Genomic DNA, 15,376 nt, shown 5'->3' with positions numbered 1-15,376 from the left:
CGCCTCACGATGCGATCGGCAGTCGGCGTCGCACCCCGGCGGGCAGGCGGTTGACCACCGCGAGGATGCGCTCCTTGTGCGGGCGCAGCCGGTACTTCACCGCGCTCACGGTATCGGTGGTGAGTTCACGACGGCGCCGCGCGGCCCCGGTGAGCGGACTGCGGGTGCGGACGTGGTACTTGTCCAGCAGGGCTTCGGGCACCAGTTCCTGGCCCACACCGAAGCGGTCAGCGAACCGGGCCACCCCGAGCTCTTTGTCCGGGTAGCCGGTGAAATGCATGACGAACGCGTCTGAGAGGTCATTCTCGTAGTAGTGCCCGCGGGAGTTCAGCTCACGGTGCCCGACGACCCGCACGCGGTCCTCGAATCCGCCGGTGCGGATGGCCCACCACAACTGGTCCTGGTCACCGTTTGTGAACAGTCCGTCCCGGTCGTCGTCCCACCAAGCGCGCACTGTGGCGAGGTCGGCCGTGGCCATGGCCTCCACCAACGCCCGGCCTACGTCCGAGTTGCGGATGATCATGACGCCGGTGTTGATGCGGGACCAGAAGCCGTTGGGTTCCAGGGGGCCCTCGGCGATGACCAGGTCCTTGCCATCCTCCTCGGCCGCCGCCACCAGGTCAGTGATGTTGGTGGCCTCGAAATCCGTGAAGAAGGCGTCGTCGTCCATCCATACCAGCCACTCATAGTGAGGGAGGAGGCGGCGGATAATGGAGATCTTGTAGTCGAACTTGGTGATGATGTGGGGATCAATCCCCGTCTCTACGCGGTAGTCGAGACCATGCTCGCGGGCGTAGATCGCATGGTTGACGTAGGAGCGGAGGCGGATCTCGTCTCCGCCGGAGACGATTCCGATGCGGGGGATGGTGGTCATGGTCCGATCCTCCCACAGGGGGCTTCGACGGGTTCGGACTAGGGTCGGCCCATGAACTTCACGGAGAACGGCAACGCCGGGCACGCCGGCCGCATCGTGCTCGCCGCCACCCCCATCGGCAACCTCGGTGACGCCACCGCACGCCTGCGGGAGCTGCTGGCCACCGCGGACGTCATCGCAGCCGAGGACACCCGCACTGCCCGGCGTCTCTGCCAGGGGCTGGGGATCACCCCCGCCGGCCGCCTCATGGCCCACCACGAGCACAACGAGGCCGCCTCCGCCCAGGGCCTGCTGGAGCAGGTGCGGGAGGGGGCCACCGTGGTGATGGTCTCAGACGCCGGGATGCCCACGGTCTCCGACCCGGGGTTCCGCCTTGTGGCCACAGCGGTGGAGGCGGGGGTGCCCGTCACCTGCGCCCCCGGGGCCTCGGCGGTCACCACCGCCCTGGCCCTCTCCGGCCTGCCCACCGACCGCTTCGCGTTCGACGGCTTCCTGCCGCGCCGAGACGGGGAACGCCGGCGGCGCCTCGAGGAGATTCGCACGGATCCGCGCACGGTGGTCTACTTCGAGTCACCCCAGCGGACCGTCGCGGCGCTCGCGGCGGTCGTGGACGTGCTCGGCCCGTCCCGGCCGGTGTGCGTGGCGCGGGAGCTGACCAAGCTGCACGAGGAGGTCGTGCGCGGCACCGCCGAGGAGGTCCTGGCGTGGGCCGAGGAGCGGACCGCGGGGGAGGGGCTGCGCGGGGAGGTCGTGCTCGTGGTCGGCCCCGCCTCGGGCGAGGAGTCCGTGGACGACGACGCCGACCCGGTCGCCGAGGTCGAGGCCCTCGCCTCCTCGGGGACCCGCCTGAAGGAGGCGGTGGCCGCCGTCGCGAGCGCGCACGGGCTGCGTAGCCGCGCCCTGTATGACGCCGTACTGGCGGCCCGTCGGGCTTGAGCGTCCGCGCCGCCGCAGCAGTCGACAGTCCACCGGCGGCGAGGATCTGCCCGTGTCATGTCCGGGGCGTGTGATTAGGATCGGCACCGTCCCCTTCCGGAGAGAGGTGCCCACTCATGACCGTGACCCCCGAGCGCGAGAAGGCTCTGCTGGACTCCCTGAACACCGGCGTGCTGATCGACGGCCAGTGGCGTGAGGCCTCCACCGGCAGGACCTTCGACGTCGTCGACCCGTCCACCGGGAAGGTTCTGACCTCCGTCCAGGACGCCGGCACGGAGGACGCTCTGGCGGCCCTCGATGCCGCCGACCGCGCACAGGCGGACTGGGCGCGCACGGCCCCGCGCGAGCGCGCCGAGATCCTGCGCCGGGCCTTCGACCTCGTGAACGAGCGTGCCGAGGACTTCGCCCTGCTGATGACCCTCGAGATGGGCAAGCCCCTGGTGGAGTCCCGCGGCGAGGTGGTCTACGGGGCCGAGTTCCTGCGCTGGTTCTCCGAGGAGACCGTGCGCCACTACGGGCGCTACGTGACCACTCCCGAGGGCAAGAACAAGATCCTCGTGCAACACCGGCCGGTCGGCCCCTGCCTGCTGATCACCCCCTGGAACTTCCCGCTGGCCATGGCCACCCGCAAGATCGCCCCGGCGATCGCCGCCGGCTGCACCATGGTGGTCAAGCCCGCCAAGCTCACCCCGCTGACCACCCTGCTCTTCGCTCAGGTGCTTGAGGAGGCCGGGCTGCCCGCCGGTGTGTTGAACGTGGTGGCGAGCTCCGCTGCCTCTGAGATCTCCGGACCGCTCCTGCAGGACTCCCGCCTGCGCAAGATGTCCTTCACGGGCTCCACGGGGGTGGGCCGGCGCCTGCTCAAGGACGCCGCGGACAACGTGTTGCGCACCTCCATGGAGCTCGGCGGCAACGCCCCGTTCCTCGTCTTCGAGGACGCGGACCTGGACGCCGCCGTCAAGGGTGCGGTGCAGGCCAAGATGCGCAACATGGGTGAGGCGTGCACCGCCGCCAACCGCTTCCTCGTGCACGAGTCCGTGGCTGAGGAGTTCACCCGGAGGTTCGCCGAGCGGATGGCCGGCCTCACTCCCGGGCGCGGCACCGAGGACGGCGTGGATGTCGGCCCGATCATCGACGCCGACGCGCGCGAGGGCATCCACGAGCTCGTCACCGAGGCGGTGGCCGCCGGCGGCGAGGTCGTCACCGGTGGTGAGAAGGTCGAGGGCGAGGGCTACTTCTACCGGCCGACCGTGCTGACCGTGGGCAACGACAACCCCATCCTGGGCCAGGAGATCTTCGGTCCGGTGGCTCCCGTGACCACCTTCGCTGACGAGGAGGAGGCCGTGCGCCTGGCGAACGACACCGAGTACGGGCTCGCCGCCTACCTGTTCACGCAGGGCTTCACCCGCATGTTCCGGGTGACCGAGCGCCTCGAGTACGGGATGATCGGGTTCAACGCGGGCGTCATCTCCAACGCGGCCGCCCCATTCGGCGGCGTGAAGCAGTCCGGTCTGGGTCGTGAGGGTGCCGCCGAGGGCATCGAGGAGTACACCTCCGTGCAGTACATCGGCATCGCCGACCCCTGGGCCGCGCCCTCGGCCCCGGCCTCCTGAGCGGCCCCGGATCGGTCCCATGCGCACCGACGCTGCTGACGCCGGGCTCGCCCCGGCCGCCTACCGCACCCCCGCTGAACCGGCCATGGACGACGGCGGACCCCGCCGGGACGCCCGTGAGGAGGGCTCCGGCCGCACGCGCCGCCTCGAGTACCCGCCGGCGCCCGAGCCGTTGCCCGTTCCCGTGGTGGACAACCACACCCACCTCGACATGCGCGACGGCCTCGTGGCGGTGGACGTGCACCGGGCGATGGACGCTGCGGAGGCGGTGGGCGTCGTCGGGGCGGTGCAGGTGGGCTGCGACCTACCCTCCGCCCGGTTCACGGTGGAGGCGATCGAGACCGAACCGCGCCTGCTCGGAGCGGTCGCCCTGCACCCCAACGAGGCCGCCCGCCTGAGCGAGTGCGGACGCTTCGAGGAGGCGTTCGAGGAGATCGCCCGCCTCGCGGAGCACCCGCGGGTGCGGGCGGTGGGGGAGACCGGACTGGACCACTTCCGCACAAGGGACGAGGCCGGCCACGCCGCGCAGGAGGCGTCCTTCCGGCGGCACATCCGGCTCGCCCGGAGGCTGGGCAAAGCCCTGCAGATCCACGACAGGGATGCCCATGACGACGTCGTCCGGGTGCTGCTGGAGGAGGAGGCCGACGACGGTCTGCCCCCGCACGTGGTGTTCCACTGCTTCTCCGGAGGCCCCGAGCTGGCCCGCATCTGCGCCGAGCACGGATGGCTCGCCTCCTTCGCCGGGCCGGTCACATTCAAAGCCAATGACGCCCTGCGCGAGGCTCTGCGTCTGCTGCCGAACGACTTGCTCCTCGTGGAGACCGACGCCCCGTTCCTCACCCCCCACCCCCACCGGGGCCGCCCGAATGCCCCCTATCTGGTGCCGCTGACCTTGCGGGCCATGGCCGAGACCCGTGGTCAGGGGCTCGACGACCTGGGCCGATGTGTGGGGGAGAGCACCCGGCGGGTGTACGGGGAATTCTGAGGCGGGCAGAATTGCCGGGACCCGGTGCACCCTACGATGGGGGACGTGCTCACCCGATTCCTGTCGTCCCGCCTGCCCGAGGGTACCCAGTACCTCATCGACCGGGGGATGCGGATCCGCCTCGCCCTCGTGGTGGTCGGCTCCGTCCTCGTGGCCCTGCTGGAGATGGTGGCCCTGGCCTCCATCGTCCCGCTTGTGAACATCCTGACCACGGGCAGCGCGGGGGTTCCCTTCCTGGAGGACCTGCTGACCTCCTGGGGGGCGGGCTCCACGGAGGGCCAGGCCGTGGCGTTCTCCGTGGTCATCGTGGTCGCGTTCCTGCTCAAGGCCGTGCTGGTGCTCGCCTTCCGCTGGTGGACACTCGGCTTCACCAACCGGAACCTGATCCGCACCTCCACCCGACTGCTTCGCTACTACCTGCGGGCCGACTACGGTGTGCACCTGACGCGTACGGTCGGCACGCTCGTGAACAATGTGACCGGCACTTCCGCGATGGCCTACACCGGGGTGGTGAACGGCTCCGTCACCCTCCTCACCGAGGCGGTGACTCTCGTGGCGGTGGCAATCGTGCTCGGGGTGAGCATGCCGCTGACCGCTCTCGGAATGGCCGCGTACTTCGCGGTGATCGCCCTCGTTCTGCGGCACTTCATCCGCCGCCCGGCCTCGCGTCTGGGCTGGGCTCTGGTGACCACGGGGGAGCGCTCGAACACCGCCGCCTTACAGGGGCTGGAGAACTACAAGGACGTGCGGATCCGTGGCAACGACTCGGCCTTCACCGGCGAGTACCGGGCTGCACGCACCGAAGCGGCTGCGGCCACCCGCCTGAAGATGCTGCTGACGATGATGCCTCGCTATGTGCTGGAGGTGGCCTTCGTCCTGGCGATCGCGCTGCTCGTAGCCGTTGCGTTCCTCTCGGGCCGTGGTGCGGAGGCGTTCGGGTCACTCGCTCTGCTGGCGATGGCCGGCTTCCGCGTGTTGCCGTCCATGGCGGCCATCATGGCCACGAGCAACGAGATCAAGACCTCCTGGCCGGCCTTCGAACGCACCGTGGCCGAGCTCCGTGATGCCCAGCCGGTGCTGGCCCGGGCGGACACCCCCTATGAGACGCTGCCCTTCACCGAGTCCGTCCGTGTGGACCATGCGAGCTTCTCCTACCCGGGAGCTGAGGCACCCGTGCTGCACGACATCACCCTGGAGATCCCCTTCGGCGCGACCATCGCCTTCGTCGGCGGCTCGGGTGCCGGCAAGACCACCCTCGTGGACCTGATCATCGGCTTCCACCAGGCGGAGACCGGGGCCGTGCTGGTGGACGGCACCGCACTGGGCGACGACCCTCGAGGCTGGTGGGACAATGTGGCCTTCGTTCCCCAGTCCGTCACCGTGGTCAACGGCACCGTCCTGGAGAACGTCCTGCTGGACGTGGCGGCGGCCCGGGACGCCGACCGTGCCCATGTGGAGCAGGCCCTGCGAGACGCCCAGCTCGGCGAATGGCTCGACAGCCTCGAGGACGGGCTGGACACCGTGATCGGCGAGGGCGCCGTGGGCGTCTCCGGAGGGCAGCGCCAGCGCCTGGGCATCGCACGCGCCCTGCACCGCAACCCCCGCCTGCTCGTGATGGACGAGGCCACCTCGGCCCTGGACAACGCCACCGAGCGGAGGGTGACCGACGTGATCGAGAGCCTGAAGGGGCGCATCACGGTGATCATCGTGGCGCACCGCCTCTCCACGGTGAAGCACGCGGACCGGATCGTCCTCATGGACCAGGGGCGGATCGTGGGGGAGGGCACCTTCCAGGGCCTGCAGCAGACCAGCCCGGAGTTCCGGGAGCTCGTGCGCCTCGGGGACCTCTCCTCCTGACTGGGCCGGCCCGTTTGTCGCGTCCGGGCCGCCGGTAGACTCCCGGGCATGGTCCAGCCCTTCGACGCCGCCGTGCCCGCGCCCCTGCTCAGTGCCGCCGACGTGCGCCGGCTCGCCGCCGAGCTGGACCTGCGCCCCACCAAACAGTGGGGCCAGAACTTCGTGATCGACCCCAACACCATCCGGCGCATCGTGGCCGCTGCGGAGGTCGGCCCCGAGGAGCACGTCCTCGAGATCGGTCCCGGGTTGGGCTCGCTCACCCTCGGCCTGCTCGACGCCGCCGGTGCCGTCACCGCTGTGGAGATCGACCCGGTGACCGCTGCCCGCCTGCCGCGCACCGTCGCCGAGCACCGCCCCGGCCGCGAGTCCGCCCTCGGCGTGCTCCACGGGGACGCCATGACGATCACCGCCCAGTCCCTCGACGCCGTGCGTCCCGCGGCGGCCCAGGGCGGGCCCACGGCCCTCGTGGCCAACCTGCCCTACAACGTGGCTGTGCCCGTGCTGCTGCACGCGCTCGCGGAGCTGCCCGAGCTGCGCCACGGGCTCGTGATGGTGCAGGACGAGGTCGCGGACCGGCTCGCCGCGCCTCCTGGCTCCCGGACCTACGGTGTGCCCTCGGCCAAGGCCGCCTGGTATGCGGAGGTCCGCAAGGCCGGTGTGATCGGCACCCAGGTGTTCTGGCCAGCCCCCCGGATCCACTCCGGTCTGGTGGCCTTCACCCGGCGGGAGCCCCCCACTCAGGCCGTCAGCCGGGCAGAGGTGTTCGCGGTGGTGGATGCTGCCTTCGCCCAGCGCCGCAAGACGCTGCGAGCTGCCCTGGCCGGCTGGGCCGGCTCCGCCCCAGCGGCTGAGGAGGCCCTGAGGGCCGCCGGTGTGGATCCCCGGACCCGTGGCGAGGCCCTGGACATCGCCGCCTTCGCGAGGATTGCCGAGCACGGCCGCGCGGCAGGTATCGAGGGCACGGAGCCCCGGGTATGAGCGCTCTGCCCCTCCGGCACGTCACTGCCTGCGCCCCCGGCAAGGTGAACCTCTCCCTGAGGGTGGGTCCGCCCCGTGCGGACGGCTACCACCCGGTGACCAGCGTGTACCTGGCTGTGAACCTGTCCGAGACCGTCACTGCGGTCGCCCGTCAGGACGACCGGATCACCGTGGGGCCTTCCCCACGGCAGGTCTCCACCGTGGACGACGCCCTCGTCCCCTGGGACGAGCGCAACCTCGCCCATCGTGCTGCCGTCCACCTGCGGGAGACCCTCCGCCTGGATCCGGCCACCCACGGGGTGGACCTCGAGGTCGCCAAGCAGGTGCCCGTGGCCGGGGGAATGGGCGGGGGCTCCGCGGACGCGGCCGCCGCGCTCCTGGCCTGCGCCGCCCTGTGGGAGACGGGTCTGAGCCGTTCAGAGCTCGCCGAGCTGGCCGCGCCTCTGGGCGCGGACGTACCGTTCGCCGTCGTGGGAGGGGCCGCCGTGGGGCTGGGCACCGGAACCGAGCTCACCCCTGTCGCTGCCCGCCACCGGGTACACCTGGTGCTCGTGCCCGCCTCGGCGGGCCTGTCCACCCCCGTGGTGTTCCGCACCCTGGACGAGTTGCGGCGGGACGGCCGCCTGCCCGAGGGCTCCACACCCCCTGCGGTGGACGAGGACGTGGTGCGTGCCCTCACCCGCGCGGACCCCCGCGCCCTGGCCCTGTCCATGGAGAACGACCTCCAGGCCCCCGCCGTGCACCTGTTCCCGGAGCTCTCGGACGTCATGGACCTCGGCATGGACGAGGGCGCTCTGCGGGCGATGGTCTCCGGCTCCGGGCCCACCCTGCTGTTCGTGGCGCATTCGGAGCAGAATGCCCTCCGCCTGGCCACCGCCATCGAGGAGCGCGCCGGTGTGACCGCCCTGCCCGTCCACGGCCCCGTGCCCGGAGCCCACGTGCTCTGATCCGCCCGCTCTGACCTGCCCGGCGCCGCCCCACGACTCCCGGACCGCCCCGCGCGGCCACCCTGAAAGGACCCCCATGGCCCACCTGCTCGGAGCCGAGAACATCGGCATCTCCTTCGGCACCCGCACCGTCCTTGAGGGGCTCTCCCTCGGAGTGGACGAGGGGGACCGGATCGGCCTGGTCGGCCGCAACGGCGACGGCAAGTCCACACTGCTGCGGATCCTTGCCGGCCGCCAGGAGCCGGACACAGGCCGGGTCACCCGCCGCGGCGGCGTCCGGGTGGGGGTGCTCGACCAGCAGGACGTGCTGGACCCGGAGGACACCGTGCGCCGGGCCGTCGTCGGGGACGTGGACGATCACATCTGGGCGTCCAACCCGAAGGTCCGGGACGTGCTCGGCGGTCTGTTGGACGGGCTGGACCTGGACCGACAGGTCGCCGGTCTCTCGGGTGGTCAGCGCCGACGGGTGGCCCTGGCGCGCCTGCTCGCCGGCGACGACGACGTCCTCTTCCTCGACGAGCCCACCAACCACCTCGACGTCGAGGGCGTCGCCTGGCTGGCCCGCCACCTGGGCTCCCGTTGGCGGGCCGGTGAGGGGGGCCTCGTGGTGGTCACCCACGACCGTTGGTTCCTCGACGCCGTGTGCACCCGCACCTGGGAGGTCCACGATGCCACGGTGGACCCCTTCGACGGCGGCTACGCGGCCTGGATCCTCGCCCGCGCCGAACGTGCCCGGCAGGCGCAGGTGACCGAGCAGAAGCGGCAGCAGCTCATGAAGAAGGAGCTGGCCTGGTTGCGGCGCGGCGCCCCCGCCCGCACCTCCAAGCCGAAGTTCCGCATCGAGGCAGCCAACGCGATCATCGCGGACGTGCCAGAGCCCCGAGATACCGTCTCCCTGGCGCGAATGGCCACCGCCCGCCTCGGCAAGGACGTGATCGACCTCGAGGGCGTCAGTCTCACCCTGGGGGAGAAGCCGATCCTCAGGGATGTCACCCTGCGCCTGGCCCCCGGCGAGCGCCTGGGTGTGGTGGGCGTCAACGGTGCGGGCAAGTCCACGCTGCTGCGCCTGCTCGACGGGCAGGTGGAGCCGGACTCCGGGCGGGTGCGCCGCGGCAAGACGGTGGTCTCGGCCACTCTCACCCAGGACGTCAAGGAGCTCGAGGAGGTCGCTCACCTGCGCGTGGCCGAGGTGATGGCCCGGGAGGGCAGCTCGTTCCAGGTGGGTGGCCGGGAGATGTCCGCGGGGCAGCTGCTGGAGATGCTCGGTTTCGGGACCTCCCGGCAGTGGACGCAGGTGTCCGAACTCTCCGGCGGCGAGCGGCGGCGGCTGCAGCTGCTGCGTCTGCTGGTGGGGGAGCCGAACGTGCTCATGCTCGACGAGCCCACCAACGACCTCGACACCGACACTCTCGCAGCGGTGGAGGATGTGCTCGACGGCTGGCCGGGCACGCTCGTGGTCGTCTCCCACGACCGCTACCTCCTCGAGCGCGTCACGGACCATCAGGTGGCCCTGCTCGGCGACGGCGCCGTGCGCGGCCTGCCCGGGGGTGTGGACCAGTACCTCGCACTGCGGGAGGCCATGGACGCCGGCGCAGCCCCGGCCGTTGGAGCCTCGCGGGGTCGAAGTGTGGCGACGACGACGGCGGCCGCCTCTGGCTCCACGGACGCCGCCGGGCCGACGGTCAGCGAGGCCGAACGCCGCCAGGCCCGCAAGGACATGGCTCGTATTGAACGGCAGATGGAGCGGCTGCGCGAACGCCACGCAGGGCTCGAGGCGCAGATGGCCGAGCTGGGCCAGGCCGGGCGGTTCGAGGAGCTGACGGCGGTGACGTCCGAGGCCGCCGCCGTGGCCGCTGACCTGGAGGGGCTTGAGGAGGAATGGCTGGCTGCGGCCGAGCTCGAGGGGTGAGAAAGCCGTCGTCTGTGACATACCGGTCGGTAGCCGTCCGCTTTTGAACCGGCGGGTAGGGTGGCCCGTGAGGCCTCACTCGGCGGACGGCCTGCGGCGGGGGTCGTGTGGAGTCGGATGAGGAGAGCGCGCGCATGTCGGCAGCAGGCGGAGACCTCGGCGCAGGAATGCGGCGTGGGTCGCATCGGCGCACGCGCCTCATGGGAGCTTCCTGGGAGCGGGGCCTTCCGCGGCTCGTACTCACCGCAGACGTGCTCGCGGTGCTGGCCGCTACCTTTCTCTCGGCTTCGCTGCGCTTCGGCGGCACTGGTTTCGCCGAGCTGCCGGGAGTCGACTTCCTCGACTACGGCATGGTCAGCGCCCTGCTCAGCATCGCTTGGGTGGGAGCCCTCGCGATCGACGGGTCCCGTGACATCCGCATCCTCGGTGTCGGCGCCGAGGAGTACAAGCGTGTGCTGCGAGCCACCCTGTACCTCTTCGGATTCGTCGCCATCGTCTCCTTCGCCTTCGGCATCGAGGTGGCCCGCGGCTACATCGGCCTCGCACTCCCCTTGGGTGTGGTCCTTCTGCTGCTCGGGCGCTTCCTCGTGCGCGGCTGGGTGGCCCGGCGTCGACGTGCAAGTGGAGACTTCCGGCGTCGGCTGCTGATCGTGGGAGGCCCCAAGGCTGTGGTCCATGTGCACCAGGCCCTGGACTCCGAGGGTGGCGCGGCCTATGCGCCTGTCGCCGCCGTGCTGCCCGGATACCGGCCGCGCGGGGAAGACTTCCTGCCTATCCCCGTGGACACTTCCGTCGAGGACGTCGATCAGCTCGTGGCCGAGGTGGACGCCATGGACATCGAGGCGGTCGTGATCACCTCCGGCCACCCGTTCGTGCCGGACGAGGTGCGCCGCCTCGGCTGGGAGCTCCAAGAGCGGGAGATCTCGCTGATCATGGTGCCCGCCCTCGTGGACGTGGCCGGGCCGCGCCTGCACACCCAGCCGCTGGCCGGTCTGCCTCTCATCCACCTGTCCACGCCGCGGCTGTCCCGCTCCAAGGCGCTCACCAAGCGCGTCTTCGACCTGGTGGCTGCCGGGGTCGGCATCGTGCTGATCTCCCCGCTGCTGCTCGCCGTGGCGGTGGCCGTGAAGGTCTCGAGCCCGGGTCCGGTGCTGTTCCGGCAGGAGCGCGTGGGTCTGCACGGCGAGCACTTCACCATGCTCAAGTTCCGCTCGATGGTGGTCAATGCCGAGCAGATCAAGCAGCAGCTGGTCTCCGACAGCGGTGAGGAGAACGTCCTGTTCAAGATGAAGGACGATCCGCGCGTCACCCGGGTGGGCAAGCTCATCCGCCGCACGAGCATCGACGAGCTGCCCCAGCTGTTCAACGTGCTCCGGGGGGACATGTCCCTCGTGGGGCCGCGCCCGCACCTGCCCCACGAGGTGGAGCAGTACGGCGCCTACGTCAACCGTCGCTTCCTCGTGCAGCCGGGCATCACGGGGCTGTGGCAGGTCTCCGGCCGCTCCGATCTCTCCTGGGAGGACGCGGTGCGTCTGGACCTCTACTACGTGGAGAACTGGTCCATCCTCGGCGACCTCGTGATCCTCGCGCGCACCGTCCGCGCGGTGACCGCCGCCGAAGGCGCCTACTGACCTCCCTCCAATCCGGCCTCCCGGCCCCGACAGGGATGCTGGAAGCCTGTGGAAGAATGGGGCGTCGCCGTGCGGCTCCCGCCCCGGCACCCTCCGCCCTGGTGTAATGGCAGCACGCCGGCCTTTGGAGCCGTGCAGTCTAGGTTCGAGTCCTAGGGGCGGAACTGCCGCCCGCCGGATGCCCGGTGCCACGTCGACCCCTCCGAGGAGCCCTCATGCAGCAGCCCGATGCCCGTCCCTCCGCCGTGATCGTGCTGGCCGCCGGTCAGGGCACGCGCATGAAGTCGGCCACCCCGAAGATCATGCATGCCATCGGAGGCCGCTCCCTCGTGGGCCATGCCCTCGCCGCCGCCTGGTCGCTCGCGCCCGAGCACCTCGTGGCCGTGGTGCGCCACGAGCGGGACCGTGTGGCCACGCACATCGAACAGGCCGCACAGGGCCTGGGCATCACCGGTCTGGCCATCGCGGACCAGGACGAGGTTCCGGGCACCGGCCGTGCCGTGGAGCTGGGTCTGGCCGCCCTGCCGGAGGACCTCGACGGCACCGTGGTCGTCACCTACGGGGACGTCCCGCTGCTCACCCCCGAGACCCTCGCCCGCCTCGTCGCGGTCCACGAAGGCGAGGCGAACGCCGTCACCGTGCTCACCGCCACCCTGGAGGACGCCACCGGCTACGGGCGCATCGTCCGGGACGAGGAGGGCCTCGTGGAGCGCATCATGGAGCACAAGGACGCACTCGCCCACGCAGAGACCACCGGCGACCGTGCCTTCGTGGACATCGCCGAGGTCAACTCCGGCATCTATGCCTTCGACGCCGCGCTGCTGCGCCGCACCCTGCCGCAGCTGTCCACGGACAACGTGCAGGGAGAGAAGTACCTCACGGATGTGCTCGCCCTGGCCCGGGCCGAAGGCGGCCGGGTGGCCTCCGTGGGCACCGAGGACGTCTGGGAGGTCGAGGGCGCCAACGACCGCCGCCAGCTCTCCGACCTCGGCCGCCGCCTCAACGACCGCGTGCTGCGCCACTGGATGAAGGAGGGCGTGACGGTCGTGGACCCGGCCACCACCTGGGTGGACGTCACCGTCGAGCTCGCCCCGGACGTCACGCTCAAGCCCGGCACCCAGCTCCACGGCACCACGCAGGTGGCCTCCGGCGCCGTCGTCGGCCCGGATTCCACCCTGACGGACACCCGGGTGGGTGAGCGCGCCGTCGTCAAGCGCACCGACGCCACCGAGGCCGTGATCGGTGCGGACGCGACCGTGGGTCCGTTCACCTACCTGCGCCCGGGCACCGTACTGGGCGAGGAGGGCAAGATCGGCGCGTTCTATGAGACCAAGAAGGTCACCGTGGGCCGCGGCGCCAAGCTCTCCCACCTCGGCTACGCCGGGGACGCCGAGATCGGCGAGTACACGAACATCGGCTGCGGCAACATCACCGCCAACTACGACGGCGTGAACAAGCACCGCACCGTGATCGGCGCCCACGTGCGCACCGGCTCCAACACCGTGTTCGTGGCCCCCGTGACCGTCGGGGACGGTGCCTACACCGGCGCTGGCGTGACCGTGCGCGAGGACGTGCCGGCCGGTGCGCTGGCCGTGAGCGCCGCGGACCAGCGGACCGTGGAGGGCTGGGTGGGCTCCCGACGTGCGGGCACCGGGTCCGCGGCGGCCGCCGACGCCGCCGGTGCAGGGCGGGACTGAGGCCCGTTCTGCCCCTAGGATGGATGTGCCCCACCCGACATGGCGGGGGCCACGTGTCAGAGAACCGAGGACAGGGGACCACCTCATGACGGAGCTGAGCCGCAGCGAGGACAAGCGACTGGTGCTGGCCGCAGGCCGGGCACACCCGGAGCTTGCGCAGGAGATCGCGGAAGCGCTCGGCACCGAGCTGCTGCCCATGAGCGCGTACGACTTCGCGAATGGGGAGATCTACGTCCGCTCGGGCGAGTCCGTGCGCGGCAAGGACGTGTTCGTGATCCAGTCCCACCCCGCTCCGCTGAACAACCACCTCATGGAGCAGCTGATCATGATCGACTCCATGAAGCGTGCCTCGGCCCGCCGCATCACGGTTGTGTCCCCGTTCTACCCGTATGCGCGCCAGGACAAGAAGGGACGCGGCCGTGAGCCGATCTCGGCGCGCCTCGTCGCGGACCTCTACAAGACCGCCGGTGCCTCCCGTGTGATGAGCGTGGACCTGCACACCGCGCAGATCCAGGGCTTCTTCGACGGCCCCGTGGACCACCTGTTCGCCATCCCGCTGCTGGCGGACTACATCCGTGGGCGGGTCGACGGCGAGCCCGTCACCGTGGTCTCCCCGGACACCGGCCGCGTCCGCGTGGCCGAGCAGTGGGCGGACCGCCTGGGCGGTGTGCCGCTGGCGTTCGTGCACAAGTCGCGTGACCTCACGGTGCCGAACAAGGCGGAGTCCAAGACCGTCGTCGGGGACATCGAGGGCCGTGTCTGCGTGCTGATCGACGACATGATCGACACCGGCGGCACGATCTCCGGTGCGGTGCGGATCCTCAAGGAGGCTGGCGCGAAGGACGTCATCATCGCCGCCACCCACGCGGTGTTCTCCGACCCGGCCGCCCAGCGTCTGGGCGACTCCGGTGCCCGCGAGGTGGTGGTCACCAACACCCTGCCGATCCCTGTCGAGAAGCGCTTCGAAAACCTCACGGTGCTCTCCATCGCCCCGCTGATCGCCCGCGCCATCCGCGAGGTGTTCGAGGACGGCTCCGTGACGAGCCTGTTCGACGGGGACGCCTGAGCGGTGGCGCACCAGCTTCCCGGGGGTCGCCCGGAGACCGCTGACGACGCCGGCACCGCCACGGTGGGCGGCACCGGTTCGCGCGCCGTGGGAGGGGCCCGTCGGGGCCTGCCCGGCTGGGCGTCCGTGCTCCTGAACGTGGTGGTCGCCCTCGTGGTGGTCTCCGTGGTGCAGGCCTTCTTCGTGAAGGTGTACTCGGTGCCCTCGGGCTCGATGGAGCAGACCCTCAATGTGGGCGACCGCATGCTGGTGAACCGCATGGCCTACCCGGACGGACTGGCCGGTTCCCAGGATGTCGTCGTGTTCACGGCGGATGAGGCCTGGGCGCAGCCCACGGGCCCAGACGGGCCGCTGGAGGCCGTGGTGAAAACCTTCGGGGACATCACCGGCATCGGCGTCTCGCACGAGCAGGCCCTCGTGAAGCGGGTCATCGGCACCCCCGGGCAGACCGTGGAGTGCTGCTCCACGAACGGCGCGGTCGTGGTGGACGGCACCCCCCTGGACGAGCCCTACATCCACCAGGACCTCCCCTTCCTCCCCGGCTCCCTTGACTGCACCACCGAGCCGCGGTCCCCGCGGTGCTTTCCGGCGCTGACGGTGCCGGAGGGCAACCACCTGGTGCTCGGTGATCACCGCTCCAACTCCGCGGACTCGGTGATCGCGTGCCGGGGCCTGGCTGCAGCCGGGGACTGTGCCCGGTTCGTCCCGCATGAAGAGATCGTCGGCGAGGTGTTCGCGACGATCTGGCCCCCGGGGAACTGGGGCACCCCCTGAGGACGAGGACGGGGCGGCGCCCCCCCAACGGGGTGCGCCCCCGCCCGCGGTGGGGCCGGGGGGGGGGGGGGGGGGGGGGGGGCAAGACCCGGGGCGGGGGGCGCCGGGG

The 15,376-nt window shown here is 71.2% G+C and carries 12 protein-coding genes and 1 tRNA gene; 12 read left to right on the top strand and 1 reads right to left on the bottom strand.

Annotation, left to right across the window (positions count from 1 at the left end; all coding sequences use genetic code 11):
* Positions 1-4: 4 nt before the first annotated feature.
* The gene (locus SPI96_RS05565; RefSeq protein WP_321081371.1) at positions 5-874 is read right to left on the bottom strand and encodes a hypothetical protein; all 870 of its coding nucleotides are present in this window, start codon (positions 872-874) and stop codon (positions 5-7) included.
* 51 nt (positions 875-925) lie between these two features.
* Here SPI96_RS05565 and rsmI point away from each other — a divergent pair, with 51 nt between their 5' ends.
* From rsmI to lepB, 12 genes are all read left to right on the top strand, one after another.
* On the top strand, positions 926-1,810 hold the full coding sequence (rsmI, locus tag SPI96_RS05560; RefSeq protein WP_321081370.1) for a 16S rRNA (cytidine(1402)-2'-O)-methyltransferase: 885 nt from the start codon (positions 926-928) through the stop codon (positions 1,808-1,810).
* A gap of 116 nt (positions 1,811-1,926) precedes the next feature.
* Positions 1,927-3,423, top strand: a complete 1,497-nt coding sequence (locus SPI96_RS05555; RefSeq protein ID WP_321081369.1) for an NAD-dependent succinate-semialdehyde dehydrogenase — start codon at positions 1,927-1,929, stop codon at positions 3,421-3,423.
* A 19-nt stretch (positions 3,424-3,442) separates the two neighbouring features.
* On the top strand, positions 3,443-4,408 hold the full coding sequence (locus SPI96_RS05550; RefSeq protein WP_321081368.1) for a TatD family hydrolase: 966 nt from the start codon (positions 3,443-3,445) through the stop codon (positions 4,406-4,408).
* Between the two features lie 45 nt (positions 4,409-4,453).
* The gene (locus tag SPI96_RS05545; protein ID WP_321081367.1) at positions 4,454-6,265 is read left to right on the top strand and encodes an ABC transporter ATP-binding protein; all 1,812 of its coding nucleotides are present in this window, start codon (positions 4,454-4,456) and stop codon (positions 6,263-6,265) included.
* Positions 6,266-6,313: 48 nt separating this feature from the next.
* The gene (gene rsmA, locus SPI96_RS05540; RefSeq protein ID WP_321081366.1) at positions 6,314-7,243 is read left to right on the top strand and encodes a 16S rRNA (adenine(1518)-N(6)/adenine(1519)-N(6))-dimethyltransferase RsmA; all 930 of its coding nucleotides are present in this window, start codon (positions 6,314-6,316) and stop codon (positions 7,241-7,243) included.
* Positions 7,240-8,190, top strand: coding sequence for a 4-(cytidine 5'-diphospho)-2-C-methyl-D-erythritol kinase (locus tag SPI96_RS05535; RefSeq protein ID WP_321081365.1), 951 nt, complete (start codon positions 7,240-7,242; stop codon positions 8,188-8,190). The genes rsmA and SPI96_RS05535 overlap by 4 nt, the downstream gene beginning before the upstream one ends.
* A gap of 76 nt (positions 8,191-8,266) precedes the next feature.
* Positions 8,267-10,099 (top strand): ABC-F family ATP-binding cassette domain-containing protein, encoded by a 1,833-nt coding sequence (locus tag SPI96_RS05530; protein ID WP_321081364.1) that lies wholly within the window; start codon positions 8,267-8,269, stop codon positions 10,097-10,099.
* 200 nt (positions 10,100-10,299) lie between these two features.
* Positions 10,300-11,730, top strand: a complete 1,431-nt coding sequence (locus tag SPI96_RS05525) for a sugar transferase (RefSeq protein ID WP_321081363.1) — start codon at positions 10,300-10,302, stop codon at positions 11,728-11,730.
* Between the two features lie 92 nt (positions 11,731-11,822).
* Positions 11,823-11,894, top strand: a tRNA-Gln gene (locus SPI96_RS05520).
* A gap of 51 nt (positions 11,895-11,945) precedes the next feature.
* Complete coding sequence (gene glmU / locus SPI96_RS05515) at positions 11,946-13,427, top strand: bifunctional UDP-N-acetylglucosamine diphosphorylase/glucosamine-1-phosphate N-acetyltransferase GlmU (protein WP_321081362.1); 1,482 nt, start codon at positions 11,946-11,948, stop codon at positions 13,425-13,427.
* An 85-nt stretch (positions 13,428-13,512) separates the two neighbouring features.
* Positions 13,513-14,493 (top strand): ribose-phosphate diphosphokinase, encoded by a 981-nt coding sequence (locus tag SPI96_RS05510; RefSeq protein ID WP_321081361.1) that lies wholly within the window; start codon positions 13,513-13,515, stop codon positions 14,491-14,493.
* Between the two features lie 3 nt (positions 14,494-14,496).
* Positions 14,497-15,267, top strand: a complete 771-nt coding sequence (gene lepB / locus SPI96_RS05505) for a signal peptidase I (RefSeq protein ID WP_321081360.1) — start codon at positions 14,497-14,499, stop codon at positions 15,265-15,267.
* Positions 15,268-15,376: the final 109 nt, after the last annotated feature.

The sequence above is a fragment of the Micrococcus sp. genome (assembly GCF_034179925.1).
Lineage (GTDB): Bacteria > Actinomycetota > Actinomycetes > Actinomycetales > Micrococcaceae > Micrococcus.
Note: the sequence above shows the minus strand (reverse complement) of the source record. Positions and strands in the feature narration are given on the sequence as shown.

Excerpts from the sequence above, each read along its gene's own strand:
- SPI96_RS05530 (WP_321081364.1), top strand. The coding sequence starts at position 8,267 with ATGGCCCACCTGCTCGGAGCCGAGAACATCGGCATCTCCTTCGGCACC.
- SPI96_RS05525 (WP_321081363.1), top strand. The coding sequence starts at position 10,300 with ATGGGAGCTTCCTGGGAGCGGGGCCTTCCGCGGCTCGTACTCACCGCA.
- SPI96_RS05535 (WP_321081365.1), top strand. The coding sequence starts at position 7,240 with ATGAGCGCTCTGCCCCTCCGGCACGTCACTGCCTGCGCCCCCGGCAAG.
- SPI96_RS05550 (WP_321081368.1), top strand. The coding sequence starts at position 3,443 with ATGCGCACCGACGCTGCTGACGCCGGGCTCGCCCCGGCCGCCTACCGC.
- rsmI (WP_321081370.1), top strand. The coding sequence starts at position 926 with ATGAACTTCACGGAGAACGGCAACGCCGGGCACGCCGGCCGCATCGTG.
- glmU (WP_321081362.1), top strand. The coding sequence starts at position 11,946 with ATGCAGCAGCCCGATGCCCGTCCCTCCGCCGTGATCGTGCTGGCCGCC.
- SPI96_RS05555 (WP_321081369.1), top strand. The coding sequence starts at position 1,927 with ATGACCGTGACCCCCGAGCGCGAGAAGGCTCTGCTGGACTCCCTGAAC.
- rsmA (WP_321081366.1), top strand. The coding sequence starts at position 6,314 with ATGGTCCAGCCCTTCGACGCCGCCGTGCCCGCGCCCCTGCTCAGTGCC.
- SPI96_RS05565 (WP_321081371.1), bottom strand. The coding sequence starts at position 874 with ATGACCACCATCCCCCGCATCGGAATCGTCTCCGGCGGAGACGAGATC.
- SPI96_RS05510 (WP_321081361.1), top strand. The coding sequence starts at position 13,513 with ATGACGGAGCTGAGCCGCAGCGAGGACAAGCGACTGGTGCTGGCCGCA.